This is a genomic window from Kitasatospora sp. NBC_01539 (assembly GCF_045040525.1).
GTDB lineage: Bacteria > Actinomycetota > Actinomycetes > Streptomycetales > Streptomycetaceae > Kitasatospora.
In genome coordinates this window covers 6,331,240-6,346,543 of sequence record NZ_CP109390.1, presented here as the reverse complement: position 1 = coordinate 6,346,543, position 15,304 = coordinate 6,331,240, and the positions used below count along the sequence as shown (strand labels likewise).

The 15,304-nt window shown below is 75.5% G+C and carries 18 protein-coding genes; 6 read left to right on the top strand and 12 right to left on the bottom strand.

Going from position 1 to position 15,304, the window contains the following annotated elements; genetic code table 11:
- The first annotated feature begins 177 nt into the window (after window positions 1–177).
- The 3 genes from OG335_RS27505 to OG335_RS27495 all read left to right on the top strand — a co-directional run bounded on the left by OG335_RS27505 (window position 178) and on the right by OG335_RS27495 (window position 2,416).
- Window positions 178–768: a hypothetical protein gene (locus OG335_RS27505; RefSeq protein ID WP_405013810.1), complete on the top strand. Its 591-nt coding sequence runs from the start codon at window positions 178–180 to the stop codon at window positions 766–768.
- A gap of 62 nt (window positions 769–830) precedes the next feature.
- Window positions 831–1,478: a TIGR03085 family metal-binding protein gene (locus OG335_RS27500; protein WP_405013809.1), complete on the top strand. Its 648-nt coding sequence runs from the start codon at window positions 831–833 to the stop codon at window positions 1,476–1,478.
- Window positions 1,479–1,636: 158 nt separating this feature from the next.
- A complete protein-coding gene (locus OG335_RS27495) occupies window positions 1,637–2,416 on the top strand; it encodes a VOC family protein (protein ID WP_405013808.1) in 780 nt (259 codons plus the stop codon).
- A gap of 43 nt (window positions 2,417–2,459) precedes the next feature.
- On the opposite strand, the gene hisF is transcribed toward OG335_RS27495, so the two are convergent.
- Genes hisF through hisD form a run of 8 tightly spaced genes read right to left on the bottom strand, consistent with a single transcriptional unit; the run spans window position 2,460 to window position 8,239 of the window.
- Window positions 2,460–3,230 (bottom strand): imidazole glycerol phosphate synthase subunit HisF, encoded by a 771-nt coding sequence (hisF, locus tag OG335_RS27490; protein WP_405013807.1) that lies wholly within the window; start codon window positions 3,228–3,230, stop codon window positions 2,460–2,462.
- Complete coding sequence (locus tag OG335_RS27485) at window positions 3,227–3,661, bottom strand: RidA family protein (RefSeq protein WP_405013806.1); 435 nt, start codon at window positions 3,659–3,661, stop codon at window positions 3,227–3,229. The genes hisF and OG335_RS27485 overlap by 4 nt, the downstream gene beginning before the upstream one ends.
- Window positions 3,658–4,383 carry a bifunctional 1-(5-phosphoribosyl)-5-((5-phosphoribosylamino)methylideneamino)imidazole-4-carboxamide isomerase/phosphoribosylanthranilate isomerase PriA gene (gene priA / locus OG335_RS27480; protein ID WP_405013805.1) on the bottom strand — a complete coding sequence of 242 codons (726 nt, stop codon included), beginning with the start codon at window positions 4,381–4,383 and terminating at the stop codon, window positions 3,658–3,660. Before priA ends, OG335_RS27485 begins: the two co-directional genes overlap by 4 nt.
- A gap of 47 nt (window positions 4,384–4,430) precedes the next feature.
- On the bottom strand, window positions 4,431–5,066 hold the full coding sequence (hisH, locus tag OG335_RS27475) for an imidazole glycerol phosphate synthase subunit HisH (RefSeq protein WP_405013804.1): 636 nt from the start codon (window positions 5,064–5,066) through the stop codon (window positions 4,431–4,433).
- A 22-nt stretch (window positions 5,067–5,088) separates the two neighbouring features.
- Window positions 5,089–5,241 (bottom strand): hypothetical protein, encoded by a 153-nt coding sequence (locus tag OG335_RS27470; protein WP_405013803.1) that lies wholly within the window; start codon window positions 5,239–5,241, stop codon window positions 5,089–5,091.
- Window positions 5,238–5,831 (bottom strand): imidazoleglycerol-phosphate dehydratase HisB, encoded by a 594-nt coding sequence (hisB, locus tag OG335_RS27465; protein ID WP_405013802.1) that lies wholly within the window; start codon window positions 5,829–5,831, stop codon window positions 5,238–5,240. The genes OG335_RS27470 and hisB overlap by 4 nt, the downstream gene beginning before the upstream one ends.
- 6 nt (window positions 5,832–5,837) lie before the next feature.
- On the bottom strand, window positions 5,838–6,935 hold the full coding sequence (locus OG335_RS27460; protein WP_405013801.1) for a histidinol-phosphate transaminase: 1,098 nt from the start codon (window positions 6,933–6,935) through the stop codon (window positions 5,838–5,840).
- Window positions 6,932–8,239: a histidinol dehydrogenase gene (gene hisD, locus OG335_RS27455; protein WP_405013800.1), complete on the bottom strand. Its 1,308-nt coding sequence runs from the start codon at window positions 8,237–8,239 to the stop codon at window positions 6,932–6,934. The genes OG335_RS27460 and hisD overlap by 4 nt, the downstream gene beginning before the upstream one ends.
- Window positions 8,240–8,330: 91 nt before the next feature.
- Here hisD and OG335_RS27450 point away from each other — a divergent pair, with 91 nt between their 5' ends.
- From OG335_RS27450 to ybaK, 3 genes are all read left to right on the top strand, one after another.
- Window positions 8,331–9,911, top strand: a complete 1,581-nt coding sequence (locus tag OG335_RS27450; RefSeq protein ID WP_405013799.1) for an oxidoreductase — start codon at window positions 8,331–8,333, stop codon at window positions 9,909–9,911.
- A gap of 70 nt (window positions 9,912–9,981) precedes the next feature.
- Window positions 9,982–10,710, top strand: a complete 729-nt coding sequence (locus OG335_RS27445; RefSeq protein WP_405013798.1) for an LON peptidase substrate-binding domain-containing protein — start codon at window positions 9,982–9,984, stop codon at window positions 10,708–10,710.
- A 33-nt stretch (window positions 10,711–10,743) separates the two neighbouring features.
- Entirely contained in the window at window positions 10,744–11,238 is a 495-nt protein-coding gene (gene ybaK / locus OG335_RS27440) for a Cys-tRNA(Pro) deacylase (RefSeq protein WP_405013797.1), read from the top strand.
- Window positions 11,239–11,244: 6 nt separating this feature from the next.
- Here ybaK and OG335_RS27435 read toward each other — a convergent pair whose 3' ends face one another.
- From OG335_RS27435 to OG335_RS27420, 4 genes are all read right to left on the bottom strand, one after another.
- Window positions 11,245–12,057, bottom strand: a complete 813-nt coding sequence (locus OG335_RS27435) for a hypothetical protein (protein WP_405013796.1) — start codon at window positions 12,055–12,057, stop codon at window positions 11,245–11,247.
- Window positions 12,058–12,113: 56 nt separating this feature from the next.
- Window positions 12,114–12,917, bottom strand: a complete 804-nt coding sequence (locus OG335_RS27430; RefSeq protein WP_405013795.1) for an ABC transporter permease — start codon at window positions 12,915–12,917, stop codon at window positions 12,114–12,116.
- 10 nt (window positions 12,918–12,927) lie between these two features.
- Window positions 12,928–13,953 carry an ABC transporter ATP-binding protein gene (locus OG335_RS27425; protein WP_405013794.1) on the bottom strand — a complete coding sequence of 342 codons (1,026 nt, stop codon included), beginning with the start codon at window positions 13,951–13,953 and terminating at the stop codon, window positions 12,928–12,930.
- Between the two features lie 72 nt (window positions 13,954–14,025).
- Complete coding sequence (locus OG335_RS27420) at window positions 14,026–15,252, bottom strand: NYN domain-containing protein (protein ID WP_405013793.1); 1,227 nt, start codon at window positions 15,250–15,252, stop codon at window positions 14,026–14,028.
- Window positions 15,253–15,304: the final 52 nt, after the last annotated feature.

The window sequence follows — 15,304 nt, the reverse complement described above, 5'->3', positions numbered from 1 at the left end:
GCCGGGCGTCGCACCCCGCGAGGCGTGTCAAGGAATCCTTGACAATTTCGATCATGTCAAGGTTTCCTTGACACATGGCGACCACGACACACCCGGCCCCGCGCCGGGACACCCCGCCCCCCGCCACCACCGACGCCCGCGAAGCCCTGCGGCCGCACGCCCCCGGAGGCCCCCGCCGTGGCCACTGAACCCCTGCTCGCCCCCGAGGAGGTCACCCGGATCCGCGAAGGCGTCGCCGCGGCCGTCCTCGGAGCGCCCGAGGGCCTGGCCGACGCCCTCGAACACGACCCGGCAGGCTACCTGCGCCTGGTCGACGCCACCCGGGTCGGCGCCGAGGAGACCGGCCGGCTGCTCCGCGAGGCGGTCCAGGGCGCCCGGGCCGCCGGCCACAGCTGGGACACGGTGGGCCGCATCCTGGGGGTGAGCCGCCAGGCCGCCCAGCAGCGGTTCGCCGGCAAGTCGCCGGACCCCGCGCCGTCCGGCACCGGGAGCGGCGGCCCCGAGCGCCGCACCCTGACCCCGCTCTCCGCCTTCGACGAGATGGCCGCCCTCGCCGAGGCCGGTCGCGACGGCTGGCACCTCGTCGGCTACGGCTCGTTCTTCCACGAGGTGGAGGCCTCCGACCACCCCTGGGAGCACTGCCGGGTCACCCTGGCGTCCGGCGGCCGGCACCGCCGCCTGGAGGCCGAGGGCTGGATCCAGGTCGGCACCGGCTGGTTCCCCTGGCGCTACTACAAGCGCCCGCTGCGCCCCGCCGGGAACGCCTGAGCGGCAACTCCCCCTGCCCGCACCGGCGCAGGACCGGCGGGCCGCTGACTAGGGTGGTGCGCATGGCGACCTATGCGCGGGCAGAGCGTGAACGGCTGGCGGACCTGCTGGTGGCGGCCGGGCCGGAGGCCCCGACCCTGTGCGCGGGGTGGACGACCCGCGACCTGGCGGCCCACCTGCTGCTGCGGGAGCGCCGGCCGGACGCGGCGGTCGGCATCCAGCTGGGCCCGCTCGCCGGCTGGACGGCCCGGGTGCAGCGCGGGTACGCGCGGCGGCCGTACGAGGAGCTGGTGCGGATGTTCCGGACGGGGCCCCCGCGGTTCTCGCCGTTCGCCCTGCCGGGGGCGGACGAGGCGGCCAACCTCGTCGAGTACTTCGTGCACGCCGAGGACGTCCGCCGGGCCGGCCCGGACCGGACGCCGGAACAGGTGGCGGCGCCGCTCGCCGACGCCCTGTGGCGCCGGCTGCCGACGGCGGCCCGGCTGGAGGCGGGCCGCCGCTCCCCCGTGCCGCTCGTGCTGGAGCGGCCGGACGGGCGGAGCGCCGCGGTGACCCGCCGCAGCGGGCCGGCCGTGCACGTCACCGGCGAGCCGGGCGAGCTGGTGCTGTTCGCCCTCGGCCGGGGGGCGCGGGCCGCCGTGACGGTGGTGGGTCCGGAGGCGGCCGTCGCCGCCCTGCGCGCCACCGTCCCGCTGCCTCCACCGCGCTGACCTGCGCGGATGCCGGGTGCGCGGCGCGGCGCGCACGACGGCCGGTGGCACCGCGCGCGCGATTGTCGGTGACGCCGGTCACACTGGCTGGTGGCCGTGGGTCGAGGTCTCCGCGTCCGGCGGAGCCGCCCGGCCACCGACCGCCGAAGGGCACCCTCATGCTCACCACGGACTTCCGGACCGGCTCCCCCTGCTGGCTCGACCTCGGCAGCCCCGACATCCCCGCGACCGCCGCGTTCTACGGCACGGTCCTCGGCTGGACGTTCCACCCGATGGAGGGCGCGGGCGGGTACGGCTTCTTCCACCAGGACGGCCGCAGGGTCGGCGCCGTCGGGCAGCAGACCGAGGAGGGCTCCTCCCCGGCCTGGATGATCTACTTCTCGACCCCGGACGTCGACGCCGCCGTCAAGACGGCCGAGCAGCACGGCGGCACCGTGCGGGTCGAGCCGGGCGACGTGATGGCGGAGGGCAGGATGGCGCAGCTGTCCGACCCGGCCGGAGTGCAGTTCGCGCTGTGGCAGCCCGGCAACACGGCGGGCGTGGACGCCGTCAACGACCCGAACACGCTCTGTTGGGCGGAGCTGCACACCCCCGAGCCGGCCGCCGCGACGGCGTTCTACCAGGCGCTGTTCGGCTGGCGCACGGAGGACGTCGAGATGCCCGGCATGACGTACACCGTGGTCTCCACCGCCGAGGGCGGCGACCGGCAGCAGACGTCGCTGGGCGGCATCGCCCCGCTGCAGAGCGAGGACGAGCCGCTGCGCTGGGTGCCGTACTTCGAGGTCGCGGACGTGGACGCGGTGCTCGGCCGGGTGGAGCACAGCGGCGGGGCCGTCGTCATGCCGGGCATGGACGTGCCGGGTGTCGGCCGGATGGGCTGGGCGACGGACCCGCACGGCGCGGTGTTCGCCGTGATCCGCAGCGAGACGGCGTCCTGAACGGCTCCGCGGGTCCCGCCGGGCGGCGGGACCCGCGGGCGGGTCAGCGGACGGGGTGTCCGGTCTCCCGGAGGGCGTCCTTGACCTGGCCGATGGTCAGGTCGCCGAAGTGGAAGACCGAGGCGGCGAGCACCGCGTCGGCGCCGGCGTCGACGGCCGGGGCGAAGTCGGCGAGCTTGCCGGCCCCGCCGGAGGCGATCACCGGGATCGAGACGTTCTTGCGCACGGCCCGGATCATCTCCAGGTCGTAGCCGTCCTTGGTGCCGTCGGCGTCCATCGAGTTGAGCAGGATCTCGCCGGCGCCGAGTTCGGCGGCGCGCACGGCCCACTCGACGGCGTCCAGGCCGGTGCCGCGCCGGCCGCCGTGCGTGGTCACCTCGAAGCCGGACGCGGTCTCGGTGCCCTCCGGCGCGCGGCGGGCGTCCACGGACAGCACCAGGACCTGCCGGCCGAAGCGGGCGGCGATCTCGCGGATCAGCTCCGGGCGGGCGATGGCGGCGGTGTTGACGCCGACCTTGTCCGCGCCGGCCCGCAGCAGCTGGTCGACGTCCCCGACGGCCCGCACGCCGCCGCCGACGGTGAGCGGGATGAAGACCTGCTCGGCGGTGCGGCGCACCACGTCGTACGTGGTCTGCCGGTCGCCGGAGGAGGCCGTGATGTCGAGGAACGTCAACTCGTCGGCGCCCTGGGCGTCGTAGGCCTTGGCGAGCTCGACCGGGTCGCCGGCGTCGCGCAGGTTCTGGAAGTTGACGCCCTTGACGACCCGTCCGGCGTCGACGTCCAGACAGGGGATGACACGTACTGCGAGGGTCACGGCTTGCCTTCCAGGGAGGTTGCGAGCCCGGTGCGGTGGGCCTCCAGCTCGACCTCGACCATCATGCGGGAGTCGATCAGGCCCTCCACCACGACCACGGTCAGCACCGGGCGGATCGTGTCGAAGAGTTTCTTGTGGGCGCGGCCGACCTCGTCGCTGTCCCGGACGTGCGTGAGGTAGATCCGGGTGCGGACCACGTCGGCCGCGGAAAGCCCGTACGGCTCCAGGGCCTTGAGTGCCACGGCGAACGCGGTGAGGGTCTGGGCGTACGGGTCGCCCTCGTCCTGCACCATGCCGTCGTGGAAGGCGGTGGTGCCGGCCACGAGGACGAAGTCCCCGGCCGCGACGGCCCGGGAGAATCCGAACTCCTCCTCCCAGGGGGAGAAGCCGGACACTCGCAGCGGACGTGACGCAGCCGGGGTCTCGGTCATCGGGACACAGCCTCCAGGGCCTCTTCGAGGGTGAACTTCTGCTCGTAGAGGGCCTTGCCCACAATCGAGCCCTCGACACCCTCGGGCACGAGGGTGGCGATGGCCCGCAGGTCGTCCAGCGAGGAGACGCCGCCGGAGGCGACGACCGGCTTGTCGGTCGCGGCGCAGACGTTGCGCAGCAGCTCCAGGTTGGGGCCGGTGAGGGTGCCGTCGCGGTTGACGTCGGTGACGACGTAGCGGGCGCAGCCCTCGGAGTCGAGGCGGGCGAGCACCTCGTACAGGTCGCCGCCGTCGCGGGTCCAGCCGCGGCCGCGCAGGGTGGTGCCGACGACGTCGAGGCCGACGGCGATCTTGTCGCCGTGCTCGGCGATGACCTTGGCGACCCAGTCGGGGGTCTCCAGGGCGGCGGTGCCGAGGTTGACGCGGGTGCAGCCGGTGGCGAGGGCCGCGGCGAGGGTCGCGTCGTCACGGATGCCGCCGGACAGCTCGACCTTGATGTCGAGGCGGCCGGTGACCTCGGCGAGCAGCTCACGGTTGGAGCCGGTGCCGAAGGCGGCGTCGAGGTCGACGAGGTGCAGCCACTCGGCGCCGGCGTTCTGCCAGGCGAGGGCGGCGGCGAGGGGCTCGCCGAAGGAGGTCTCGGTGCCGGAGGCGCCCTTGACCAGGCGGACGGCCTGGCCGTCGCGGACGTCGACGGCGGGGAGGAGTTCGAGGCGGCTCACGTACGGCTCTCCAGGCTCAAGAGGGGCTTCGGCGGGTGGCGACCCGGTCAGAGGGTCCCGACCCAGTTGGTCAGCAGGGCGGCGCCGGCGTCGCCGGACTTCTCGGGGTGGAACTGCGTGGCCCAGAGCGGCCCGTTCTCCACGGCGGCGACGAAGGGCCGGCCGTGGGTCGCCCAGGTGACGACCGGGGCGTGCAGGCGCTCGCTGTGGACCTCCAGCTCCCAGCGGCTGACGCCGTAGGAGTGGACGAAGTAGTAGCGGGCGTCGGCGTCGAGTCCGGCGAAGAGCCGGCTGCCCTCGGGGGCGTCGACGGTGTTCCAGCCCATGTGCGGGACGATCGGGGCGTCCAGCGGCTCGACGGTGCCGGGCCACTCGTCGCAGCCGGCGGTCTCCACGCCGTGCTCGACCCCGCGTTCGAAGAGGATCTGCATGCCGACGCAGATGCCGAGCACCGGGCGGCCGCCGGCGAGGCGGCGGCCGATGATCTGCTCGCCGCGGACGGCCTTCAGGCCGCGCATGCAGGCCTCGAAGGCGCCGACGCCGGGCACGAGCAGGCCGTCCGCGTCGAGGGCGGCCTGGAAGTCGGAGGTCACGGTGACGGTGGCCCCGGTGCGTTCGACGGCGCGCTGCGCGGAGCGGAGGTTGCCGGACCCGTAGTCGAGGACGACGACGTTCTTGCCCATCGGTTCTGTCTCTCCTGCGGGGCTAGAGGCGCATGGCGCCGGCGCCGAGGCACAGGGCGGCGCCGATGGCGAGGACGGCGATGACGCCCTTGGGCAGTTTCTGCTTCCAGAACGAGATGACGCCGCCGGTGAGGAACAGGCCGACGAAGATCAGCGCGAGGGCGCCCTTGCTCACAGTGCACCCTTGGTCGAGGGGAGGATTCCGGCCGCGCGCGGGTCGCGCTCGGAGGCGTAGCGCAGCGCCCGGGCGAGCGCCTTGAACTGGCACTCGACGATGTGGTGGGCGTTGCGGCCGTAGGGCACGTGGACGTGCAGGGCGATCTGGGCCTGGGCCACGAAGGACTCCAGGATGTGCCGGGTCATCGTGGTGTCGTAGGAGCCGATCATCGGCGCCATCGACTCCGGCTCGGTGTGCACCAGGTAGGGCCGGCCGGAGAGGTCGACGGTGACCTGGGCGAGCGACTCGTCCAGCGGCACGGTGCAGTTGCCGAAGCGGTAGATGCCGACCTTGTCGCCGAGCGCCTGCTTGAAGGCGGCGCCGAGGGCGAGGGCGGTGTCCTCGATGGTGTGGTGGGTGTCGATGTGCAGGTCGCCCTCGGTCTTGACCGTGAGGTCGAAGAGGCCGTGGCGGCCGAGCTGGTCGAGCATGTGGTCGTAGAACCCGACGCCCGTCGAGATCTCGGTCTTTCCGGTGCCGTCGAGGTCGATCTCGACGAGGACCGAGGTCTCCTTGGTGGTGCGTTCGACGCGGCCGATACGGGACATGCGGGGTTACAGCTCCTTGATCACTAGGCGGACGGCGTCCAGGAAGGCGTCGTTCTCGGCGGGGGTGCCCGCGGTGACGCGCAGCCATCCGGGCACGCCGTTGTCGCGGACGAGCACACCCCGGTCGAGGATCGCCTGCCAGACCGCGTGGGTGTCGGCGAAGCGGCCGAACTGGATGAAGTTGGCGTCGGAGTCGGTGACCTCCACGCCGAGGCCGCGCAGCGCGTCGACGACGCGGTCGCGTTCGGCCTTGAGCTGCTCGACGTAGCCGAGCAGGGTGTCGGTGTGCTCCAGGCAGGCCAGCGCCGTCGCCTGGGTGACGGCCGACAGGTGGTAGGGCAGGCGCACCAGCTGTACGGCGTCGACCACGGCCGGGTCGGCGGCCAGGTAGCCGAGCCGCAGGCCGGCGGCGCCGAACGCCTTCGACATGGTGCGGGAGACCACCAGGTGCGGGCGGCCCTCGACGAGCGGCAGCAGCGAGGCGCGGTGCGAGAACTCGACGTACGCCTCGTCGACGACGACGATGCTGGGCCGGGCGGCCTGCGCGGCCTCGTACAGGGCGAGGACGGTGTCGGCGGCGACGGCGGTGCCGGTCGGGTTGTTCGGCGAGCAGACGAAGACGACGTGCGGCCGGTGCTCGGCGATCGCGGCGACGGCGGCGTCGACGTCGATCGTGAAGTCGTCGTTGCGCGGGCCGGAGATCCAGCCGGTGCCGGTGCCGCGGGAGATCAGCGCGTGCATCGAGTACGAGGGCTCGAAGCCGAGCGCGGTGCGGCCGGGCCCGCCGAAGGTCTGCAGCAGCTGCTGCAGGACCTCGTTGGAGCCGTTGGCCGCCCAGACCTGCGGCCGGGTGACCGGGTGGCCGGTGGTGCGGGTGAGGTAGGCGGCGAGGCCCTCGCGCAGCTCGACGGCGTCCCGGTCGGGGTAGCGGTTGAGGTGGCGGGCGGCCTCGGCGACCCGCTCGGCGATCCGGGCGACGAGCGCCTCGGGCAGCGGGTACGGGTTCTCGTTGGTGTTCAGCTGGACGGGCACGTCGAGCTGCGGCGCACCGTACGGGGACTGTCCGCGCAGTTCGTCGCGGACGGGGAGGTCGTCGATGTTCATGCGCCCGGCACCGTCCAGTCGAAGCGGGCGCGGATCGCGTCGCCGTGGCCGGGCAGGTCCTCGGCGTTCGCCAGGTTGACGACGTGTGCGGCGACGTCGGCCAGCGCCTCGCGGGTGTAGTCCACGACGTGGATGCCGCGCAGGAACGACTGCACGGACAGGCCCGAGGAGTGGCAGGCGCAGCCGCCGGTCGGCAGCACGTGGTTGGAGCCCGCCGCGTAGTCGCCGAGCGAGACCGGCGCGTACGGGCCGATGAAGATCGCGCCCGCGTTGCGGACCCGGGCGGCGACCGCCCGGGGGTCGCGGGTCTGGATCTCCAGGTGCTCGGCGGCGTACGCGTTGACCACCGCCAGGCCCTGCTCGACGTCGTCGACCAGCACGATGCCGGACTGCCGGCCGGCGAGCGCCTCGGTGACGCGCTCGCGGTGCCTGGTGTTCGCGACCTGGGCCTTCAGCTCCGTCTCGACCGCGTCGGCGAGCGCGAGGGAGTAGGTGACCAGCACGGAGGCGGCCATCGGGTCGTGCTCGGCCTGGCTGATCAGGTCGGCGGCGACGTCGCGCGGCGACGCGGAGTCGTCCGCGAGGATCGCGATCTCGGTGGGGCCCGCCTCGGCGTCGATGCCGATCCGGCCCTTCAGGAGGCGCTTGGCGGCGGCGACGTAGATGTTGCCGGGGCCGGTGACCAGGTTGACCGGGCGGCACTCCTCGGTGCCGTACGCGAACATCGCGACCGCCTGGGCGCCGCCGACCGCGTACACCTCGGTGACGCCGAGCAGCGCGCACGCCGCGAGGATCGTCGGGTGGACGGAGCCGCCGGAGTCCTTCTGCGGCGGCGAGGAGACGGCGATGCCGGGCACCCCCGCCTCCTGCGCGGGCACGACGTTCATCACGACGGAGGACGGGTAGACCGCGAGGCCGCCCGGCACGTACAGGCCGACCCGGTCGACCGGCACCCAGCGCTCGGAGACCGTGCCGCCCGGCACCACCTCGGTGGTGTGGTCGGTGCGGCGCTGCTCGCGGTGGACGAGGCGGGCGCGGCGGATCGACTCCTCCAGCGCGGCGCGCACCTTCGGGTCGAGGGTTTCCAGGGCGGCGGTGATCCGCTCCTCGGGCACCCGGGTCGACTCCAGCGTCACGCCGTCGAAGCGGGCGGTGATCTCGACGAGCGCCGCGACCCCGCGATGGCGGACGTCCTCGCAGATCGGCCGCACCTTCTCCAGGGCGGCCTCGACGTCGAACTCGGCTCGGGGCAGCAGATCGCGCGGGTCCGAGAGGGAGCCGCGCAGGTCGATTCGAGAGATCACAGGGACCAGTGTAAGGAGTGGCCGAAACCGGGGGCCCCGCATTTCAGTCCGTGATACGAAAGGCGAGACGGCCAGTGATCACGGGGGGACCATGGCGGGCACGGCACCGGACGGCTGGACACCGGTCGAGCAGCGCCTCTGGGAGGCGTTCCGGCACGGCGAACCGCTCGACCTCCGCACCGGCGACGCCGGCCTCGACGACCCGGTGCGCAGCGGCGACTGGGGGCCCGGACGGACGGTGCGCGCCGCCGCGGTCGCCCGGCTGCTGCTGGACGGTCCGACGGCCGCCGACGGGCGGGTCGCCGCCCTCAAGCTCGCCGGCGCGCTCGTCACCGGCCCGCTGGAGATCGCCGGCGCGACGATCGGGCACTACGTCGAGCTGGAGGACTGCCGCTTCGACCACAAGGTGCTCATCTCCGAGGCCCGGGCCGGCACCGTGCGGCTCGTCGGCTGCCTCATACCCCGGCTGGAGGGCGCCCGGTTCGCCACCGAGGGCGACCTCCACCTGGCCCGGTGCACGGTGCCCGCCGGGATCCGGCTGACCGACGCCAGGATCGGCACCGACCTGCTGCTCAACCACGCGGTGCTCGGCGGCGACCGGTACGGCCGGGCGCTCGCGGCCGACGGCATCACCGTCGGCCAGGACGTCGAGGCCGAACGCCTCGTCGCCGTCGGCGAGGTGAGCCTGCGCACCGGACGCGTCGGCGGGCGGCTCTCCCTGCGCGGCGCCGACCTGCGGGTCACCGGTCCGGCCCGCAGCTGCCTCAACCTGGCCCGGATCACCGTCGGCAGCACCCTCTACCTCACCGGCTCGCTCGACAACGGGCGGCGCGGCTCCCGCACGCTCTACGGGCACGGCTACGGCGACCCGTCCGAGCCCGGCGAGCCGACCACGCCGTTCCGGGCACGCGGCGGCGTCCGCCTCTCCGACGGCCGGTTCGAGAACGCCTGCCTGGTCAACGACGCCGTGTTCACCTTCACCGACCGGCAGGAACTCGCGCTGCGCCGCATCCAGACCCCCGAACTGCGGTTCACCTGCCCCGCCCCCGCGGGGGGCCGCGTCTCGCTCTCCCGCGCCCGGGTGGGCAACCTCGTCGACACGCCCGCCTCCTGGCCCGGCGGCGGCCGGGTCGGCCTCGGCGGCTTCGCCTACGACTCGCTGCGCCCCGCCGTGCCGTTCACCGTCGCCCAGCGGATCGCCTGGCTGGAGAGCGCCCTCGCCGAGTACCAGCCGGAGCCGTACGAACAGCTCGCCGCCGCGCTGCGCCGCGACGGCCGCGACGAGGACGCCCGCGAGGTGCTCCACGCCAAGCAGCGCCGCCGCCGCGCGGCCCTGCCGCCGCACGCCCGGCTCTGGGGACTGCTGCAGGACGTCACCGTCGGCTACGGCTACCGCCCCGGCCGGGCCGCGCTCTGGCTGCTGCTGGCCTGGCTCGCCGGCACCGCGTGGTTCGCCGGCCACCCGCCCGCCCCGCTGAAGGCCGACGAGGCCCCCACCTGGAACGCGCCGCTGTACGTGCTCGGCAAGCTGCTGCCGGTCGTCGACCTCGGCCAGGGCGGCTGGGACCCGGACCGCCCCGGGCAGTGGGTGGCCGCGGCGCTGGTGCTCACCGGCTGGATCCTCGCGACCACCGTGGTCACCGGCGCCACCCGCCTGCTGCAGCGCGGCTGAGCCGCCCGGGGCGCCCCGCGTGGCGGAACGCCCCCGCGCGGCGGGCGCCGCTGCAACTACGCTGTGCGCCGTGACTGAACGGCTCCCGCTCTTCCCGCTCAACACGGTCCTCTTCCCGGGGCTGGTGATGCCCCTGCACATCTTCGAGGAGCGCTACCGCCGACTCGTCGCCGATCTGCTCGCCGGGCCCGAGGACGCCCCGCGGCGCTTCGGCGTGCTCGCCATCCGCGACGGCCGCGAGGTCGCGCCCGTCCGGGAGAAGGACGGGCCCGCCGGGCCGCTCGACGGTCTCGGCACGATGACCGGGGACCCGCTGGAGGCGCTGTACAAGGTCGGCTGCGTCGCCGACGTCACCACCGCCCGTCGGCAGTCCGACGGGCGGTACGAGCTGCTGATCACCGGTACGACGCGGTTCCGGCTGCACGCCGTCGACGCCACCGGGCCCTACCTGGTCGGCGAGACCGAGCTCCTCCCGGAGGAGTCCGGCCAGGGTTCCGGGGCGCTGGCGGCCGCCGTCGAACGGGCCTTCCGCGCGTACCGCAAGCGGCTCGCCGGCGCCAGGGAGTCCAGTCTCGCGGGCGACCACGACCTGCCGCTCGACCCGCAGGTGCTCTCCTACCTCGTCGCGGCCACCGCGGTGCTGCCCGCCCCGGTCAAGCAGGAGCTGCTCGCCAGCCCGCAGACCGCGCAGCGGCTCACCACCGAGCTGGAGCTGCTGCGCCGGGAGAACGCCCTGCTGGCGTGGCTGCCGTCGGTGCCCGCCGCCGACCTCACCCGTCAGGCCTTCAGCCCCAACTGACCACCGCGAGCACGCGAGGAGCGCCGCACCGCCATGGCGAAGAAGACGAAGAGGGGTGGCCGGGGCACCCCGGCCACGGTCGCCCTGGACACCGCCGGGATCGCCTACACCGTGCACGCCTACGACCACGACCCGGCGGCGGCCTCGTACGGCGGCGAGGCGGCCGAGGTGCTCGGCCTCCCCGCCGCCCGGGTGTTCAAGACCCTGGTCGCCGACGTCGACGGCACCCTCACGGTGGGCGTCGTGCCCGTCTCCGGTCAGCTCGACCTGAAGGCGCTGGCCGCCGCCGTCGGCGGCAAGCGGGCGGTGATGGCCGACCCGGCGGCCGCCGAGCGCAGCAGCGGCTACGTGCTCGGCGGCATCTCCCCGCTCGGGCAGCGGCGGCCGCTGCGCACCGTGCTGGACGCGAGCGCCCTGGACCACGGCACGGTCTTCGTGTCGGCGGGCCGCCGCGGCCTGGAGGTGGAGCTGGCCCCCGCCGACCTGGTGGCGCTCACCGGTGCCCGGACGGCCCCGATCGGGCGCTGAGCGCCCCTACGCGCCCGGCCACCGCCCGTCGGGCCGGTGACCGTCGGGCCGGGGCTCGCCCGGGTACGGGCCGGGGTCGCCGTACGGGCGGCCGTCCCAGGGCTGCGCGCCGTGCACCGGCGCGTCCGGGTGCGTGCCGGGCGGCAGGCCCGGCTGCTGCGGCGCGTCCTGCGGCACCGGACCGGCCCAGGGCTGCGGCGACGCCCAGTACGGCGGCGGGTCCTCCTCGCGCTTGCCGAAGGCCGCGGAGAGCGCCAGCAGCAGCACCATCGACGTCATCGGCCAGACCAGCAGCGCGCCGTGCGCACCGAGCTCCAGCGGGGCGCTGAAGTGCCCGCCCTCGCCGGCCGCCCGGGCATGGGCCACCAGGTCGGAGGTCGGGCCGAGCCGCATGCCGAGCTGCCAGCCCGCCACCGAGCCCGCCAGCCCGCCGACGGCCAGGCCCACCGCGACCGCGATGCCGCCGCCGCGGCGCCGCGTCAGCAGGAACGCGGCCAGGGCCGTGAGGAGGCCCGCGCCGAGCGCGAGGAGGGCGAAGACGCTGTCCGCACCGGCCCGCTGCTCGCCCTCGGGATCCGCGTAGAGCAGCTGGTCGCCCTTGACGATCAGGCCCACCCGGGGGGCGAGCCAGAGCCAGAGCAGGCCCAGCACCACACCGAGCAGCGCGCACGCGGCCGCCGTCAGACCGCCGGCCCTGAGCTCCGGGAGCAGCGCGCGCTGCGGCCGGTCAGGCCGGGCGGGCAGCGGGGGCGGGGCGAACGGGTCGTGCGGGACGGGCGGGTGCGCGTCCGGGCCCGTAGGTGTGTTCGGTGCGGTCACCGGCCCATCGTTTCACGACCCGGCCCGCTCCGGTCGGACACGGTTCGATCACCGCCTCAGCGGGTGGCCCGCCGGTACGCCCAGGTGGCCGCCGTGAGCGAGCACAGGCCCACCGCCGCGCAGACCCCGAGGTCGCCGAGGACGGCCGCCCAGTCCGGCGAGGCCGTGAACGTCCGGGCGAGCGCCTCGACCCCGTACGTCGAGGGCAGCAGGTCGCGCAGCCAGGTGACGGGCTGCGGCAGGTTGCCGGCCGGGAGGACGCCGAGCAGCAGCGCCGCCGACATGCCGAGCTGGCCGAGCAGGGTGGCGATCTCCTGGCGGGGCGCGAGCAGGCCGCAGACGGCGCCGAGGCCCGAGAGCGCGGCCCCGGCGAGCGGCACGACCGCCAGCAGCACCCACAGGTGGGCGATCGGCAGGTCGAACAGCCAGGCGCCGGCGGCGGCCGTCACCAGCGACCCCGGCAGGGTGAACGAGGCGTACGCGCCGGCCGCGCCGAGCACCACGGCGGCGGGCGGCACCGGCAGCGTCGCGTAGTGGTCGAGGCCTCCGGTGGCGCGGAGCCTCCCGAAGTACTGGGCGAGCAGGTTCAGCGCGACGAACGCGACCACCAGCACCGCCGACCCGGCGACGACGGCGTGCGCGGCCGGGTTGTCGCCCGGCTCGACGACGCCGCGCATCATGACGAGGATGCCGAGCGACTGGAACGTCGCGACGAAAAGCAGCGGGATCCGGGCCACCCGGGCCCGGGCGAGCTGCGCCCGGTACACGGCGGCGAGCGAGGGCAGCAGCCGGGCGGCGGGCGCGAGTTCGGCGGCGGGCACCGGCGGGGCCGCGGGGGCCGGGGCTTCCAGGATCGTCACGTCGGGGTCCTTACTTCGCCAGGCCGCTGTGCCGGCCGCCGAGCTTGAGGTAGGCGTCCTCCAGGCTGGGCGTGGCCAGGGTGAAGTCGTCGAGGGCCGCGAAGGCGGCACCGCTGGTGACGGCGGCCACCAGCTCGCGGGCCTCGTCGGGGGTGGTGCGCACCGTCCAGCGGCGGCCGGTGCGCTCGGCGCGTTCGGCGAGCAGGGCGACGGCGGGGACGTCGAGGGGCGCGTCGGTGCGCCACACCAGGTCGAGCCGGACGTCGCCGTCGACCAGCGCCTTGAGGCCGCCGGGGGTGTCGCAGGCGATGACCCGGCCGTCGTCGACGACGGCGACCCGGTCGAGGACGGTCTCGGCCTCGATCACGTTGTGGGTGACCAGCAGCACGGTGGTGCCGTGCTCCGCCCGGCGGCGGTCGACGGCCGACCAGACGGCGCGCCGGGCGACCGGGTCCATGCCGGTGGTGGGCTCGTCCAGGACGAGCAGCGGCCGCTCCCCCACCAGGGCGGCGGCGAAGCAGGCGAGTCGGCGCTGGCCGCCGGACAGCTTGGCGAGCGGGCGATGCGCGATCGGCCCCAGGCCGAGCTCGTCGAGCACGTCGGCGGTCGCGGCGCGGGCCTGCGCCCGGCCGAGGCCGCGCAGCCGGCCGGTGGTCTCGGCGGCGAGCGCGACGGTCAGCTCGTCCAGTGCGGTGGACTCCTGGCCGAGGTAGGCGAGCAGCCGGGCGGCCCGCTCGGGGTGGCGCACGATGTCGTGGCCGAGGATGTCGATGCTGCCGGCGTCGGGGCGCAGCAGGCCGGTGAGCTGACGCACCAGGGTCGACTTGCCGGCGCCGTTGGGGCCGAGCAGGCCGAAGATCTCGCCGCGCCGCACGGTCAGGTCGATCCCGTCGTTGGCCCGGACCTCGACGGCCTTCGCACCGGTGCCGCTGCGGTACGACCTGGCGAGGCCGCGCACCGTGCAGCAGGCCGGGCCGGCCCGGTCCTCCACGGCCCGCGGCGGGGCCTGCGGTGCCGGCCGGTCGGTTGTGCTCACGGTCGAAGACTCTACGCGCCGCGGCCCGCGAACCGGACGACGGGGCCCGACCCGGGCGGGCCGCGGGCGCGGCTACTCCTCGGCGAGGGCCACCCGGCCGCCGGGCACGCGGGCTGCGAGCTCCTTCCAGAAGCCGTCGCGGATCGCGTAGCGGTCGGCCTCGTCGATCTGGTCGTCCTTGTGGGCGAGCAGCCCGAAGCGGGCGGCGTAGCGCAGCAGCTCGCCGTCGAGGCGGTGCGGGATGCGCGGGTAGTCGGCCCACAGCGCGGCGGGGCGGCGCCCCGGGCCGAGGCGGTCGAGCCAGCGGCGGGCGAAGACCTGGCCGACCTCGTGGGCGTCGCCGCCGATGCCGGTGATGTCCTCCTCGCGGTCGGTCCAGCGCTGGGCGGCGGTGGTGAGCTGGGCGAGCGTCGGGAGGGCGTCGCCGGCCGTGGCGGCGGGGTCGGCGGACGGGCGGTCCACCCAGCCCCGGTCGGAGGACCAGCGCAGCACGGGGCCGCCGTGCGCGGCGGCGGACTGCGGGGGCGTCCCGGCGGGCTGGGGGGCGGACGGGTGGGGCACGGTGGTGCGGGCGGCGAGGTCCCTGGGGGTGGGCACGACCTTGAGGGCGGCGGCCGGCTGCGGGCGGCCCGGGGCGGGTGCGGGCACCGGCAGCGGTGCGGCGGCGGGGCCCGCGGGCGGGGCGGCCGGGGCGGCCAGCAGGGTGGCGATCCGGGACGGCGCGCCGGGGGCGGCGTAGGGCGGCGGCACGTCGCGGAGCCGTACCCAGCGCTCCATCCAGGCGCGGTCGAGCACGCGGCGCTCGTCGGCCTCGGCGACGAGGTCCTCGGACTGGTTGAAGTCGCCGTCGGCGGCCTGCAGCGCCCACAGGTGGACGGCGACGCCGTGCTCCTTGGCCGACATCACGCCGGGCAGCAGGTCGCCGTCGCCGGTGACGAGCACCACGTCGGCGCAGGCGTGGTTGCGGGCGAGCTCGGTCAGCTCGGCGTGCATGGCCGCGTCGACGCCCTTCTGCACCCACCGGCCCTCGGCGCGCGTGAGCGCGCCGAGCCGTACGGTCACCCGGGGCAGCACGCGCAGCCGGCGGTGCTCGGGCAGCGGGCGGCGGTCGGGAGCGGCGTCGAACCAGTAGACGCGCAGCAGTGGCAGGCCGGTCTCGGCCTCGGCGCGCTCGCGGAGCGCGGAGATCAGCACGGGGTGGTCGACGGTCACCCGGGAACGGGACGGCTCGCCGACCAGCAGACTGGCGGCGGCTCCCAACAGGTAGCCGGCGTCGACGAGGACTACGCAGCGGTCCACATCCGCTCCTCTCCTCCGGTGGCCCCCGGTGGGGCGGGGGCCGGGTACCCCT

Excerpts from the sequence above, each read along its gene's own strand:
- OG335_RS27500 (WP_405013809.1), top strand. The coding sequence starts at position 831 with ATGGCGACCTATGCGCGGGCAGAGCGTGAACGGCTGGCGGACCTGCTG.
- OG335_RS27495 (WP_405013808.1), top strand. The coding sequence starts at position 1,637 with ATGCTCACCACGGACTTCCGGACCGGCTCCCCCTGCTGGCTCGACCTC.
- OG335_RS27485 (WP_405013806.1), bottom strand. The coding sequence starts at position 3,661 with ATGACCGAGACCCCGGCTGCGTCACGTCCGCTGCGAGTGTCCGGCTTC.
- hisH (WP_405013804.1), bottom strand. The coding sequence starts at position 5,066 with ATGGGCAAGAACGTCGTCGTCCTCGACTACGGGTCCGGCAACCTCCGC.
- hisB (WP_405013802.1), bottom strand. The coding sequence starts at position 5,831 with ATGTCCCGTATCGGCCGCGTCGAACGCACCACCAAGGAGACCTCGGTC.
- OG335_RS27460 (WP_405013801.1), bottom strand. The coding sequence starts at position 6,935 with ATGAACATCGACGACCTCCCCGTCCGCGACGAACTGCGCGGACAGTCC.
- OG335_RS27450 (WP_405013799.1), top strand. The coding sequence starts at position 8,331 with ATGGCGGGCACGGCACCGGACGGCTGGACACCGGTCGAGCAGCGCCTC.
- ybaK (WP_405013797.1), top strand. The coding sequence starts at position 10,744 with ATGGCGAAGAAGACGAAGAGGGGTGGCCGGGGCACCCCGGCCACGGTC.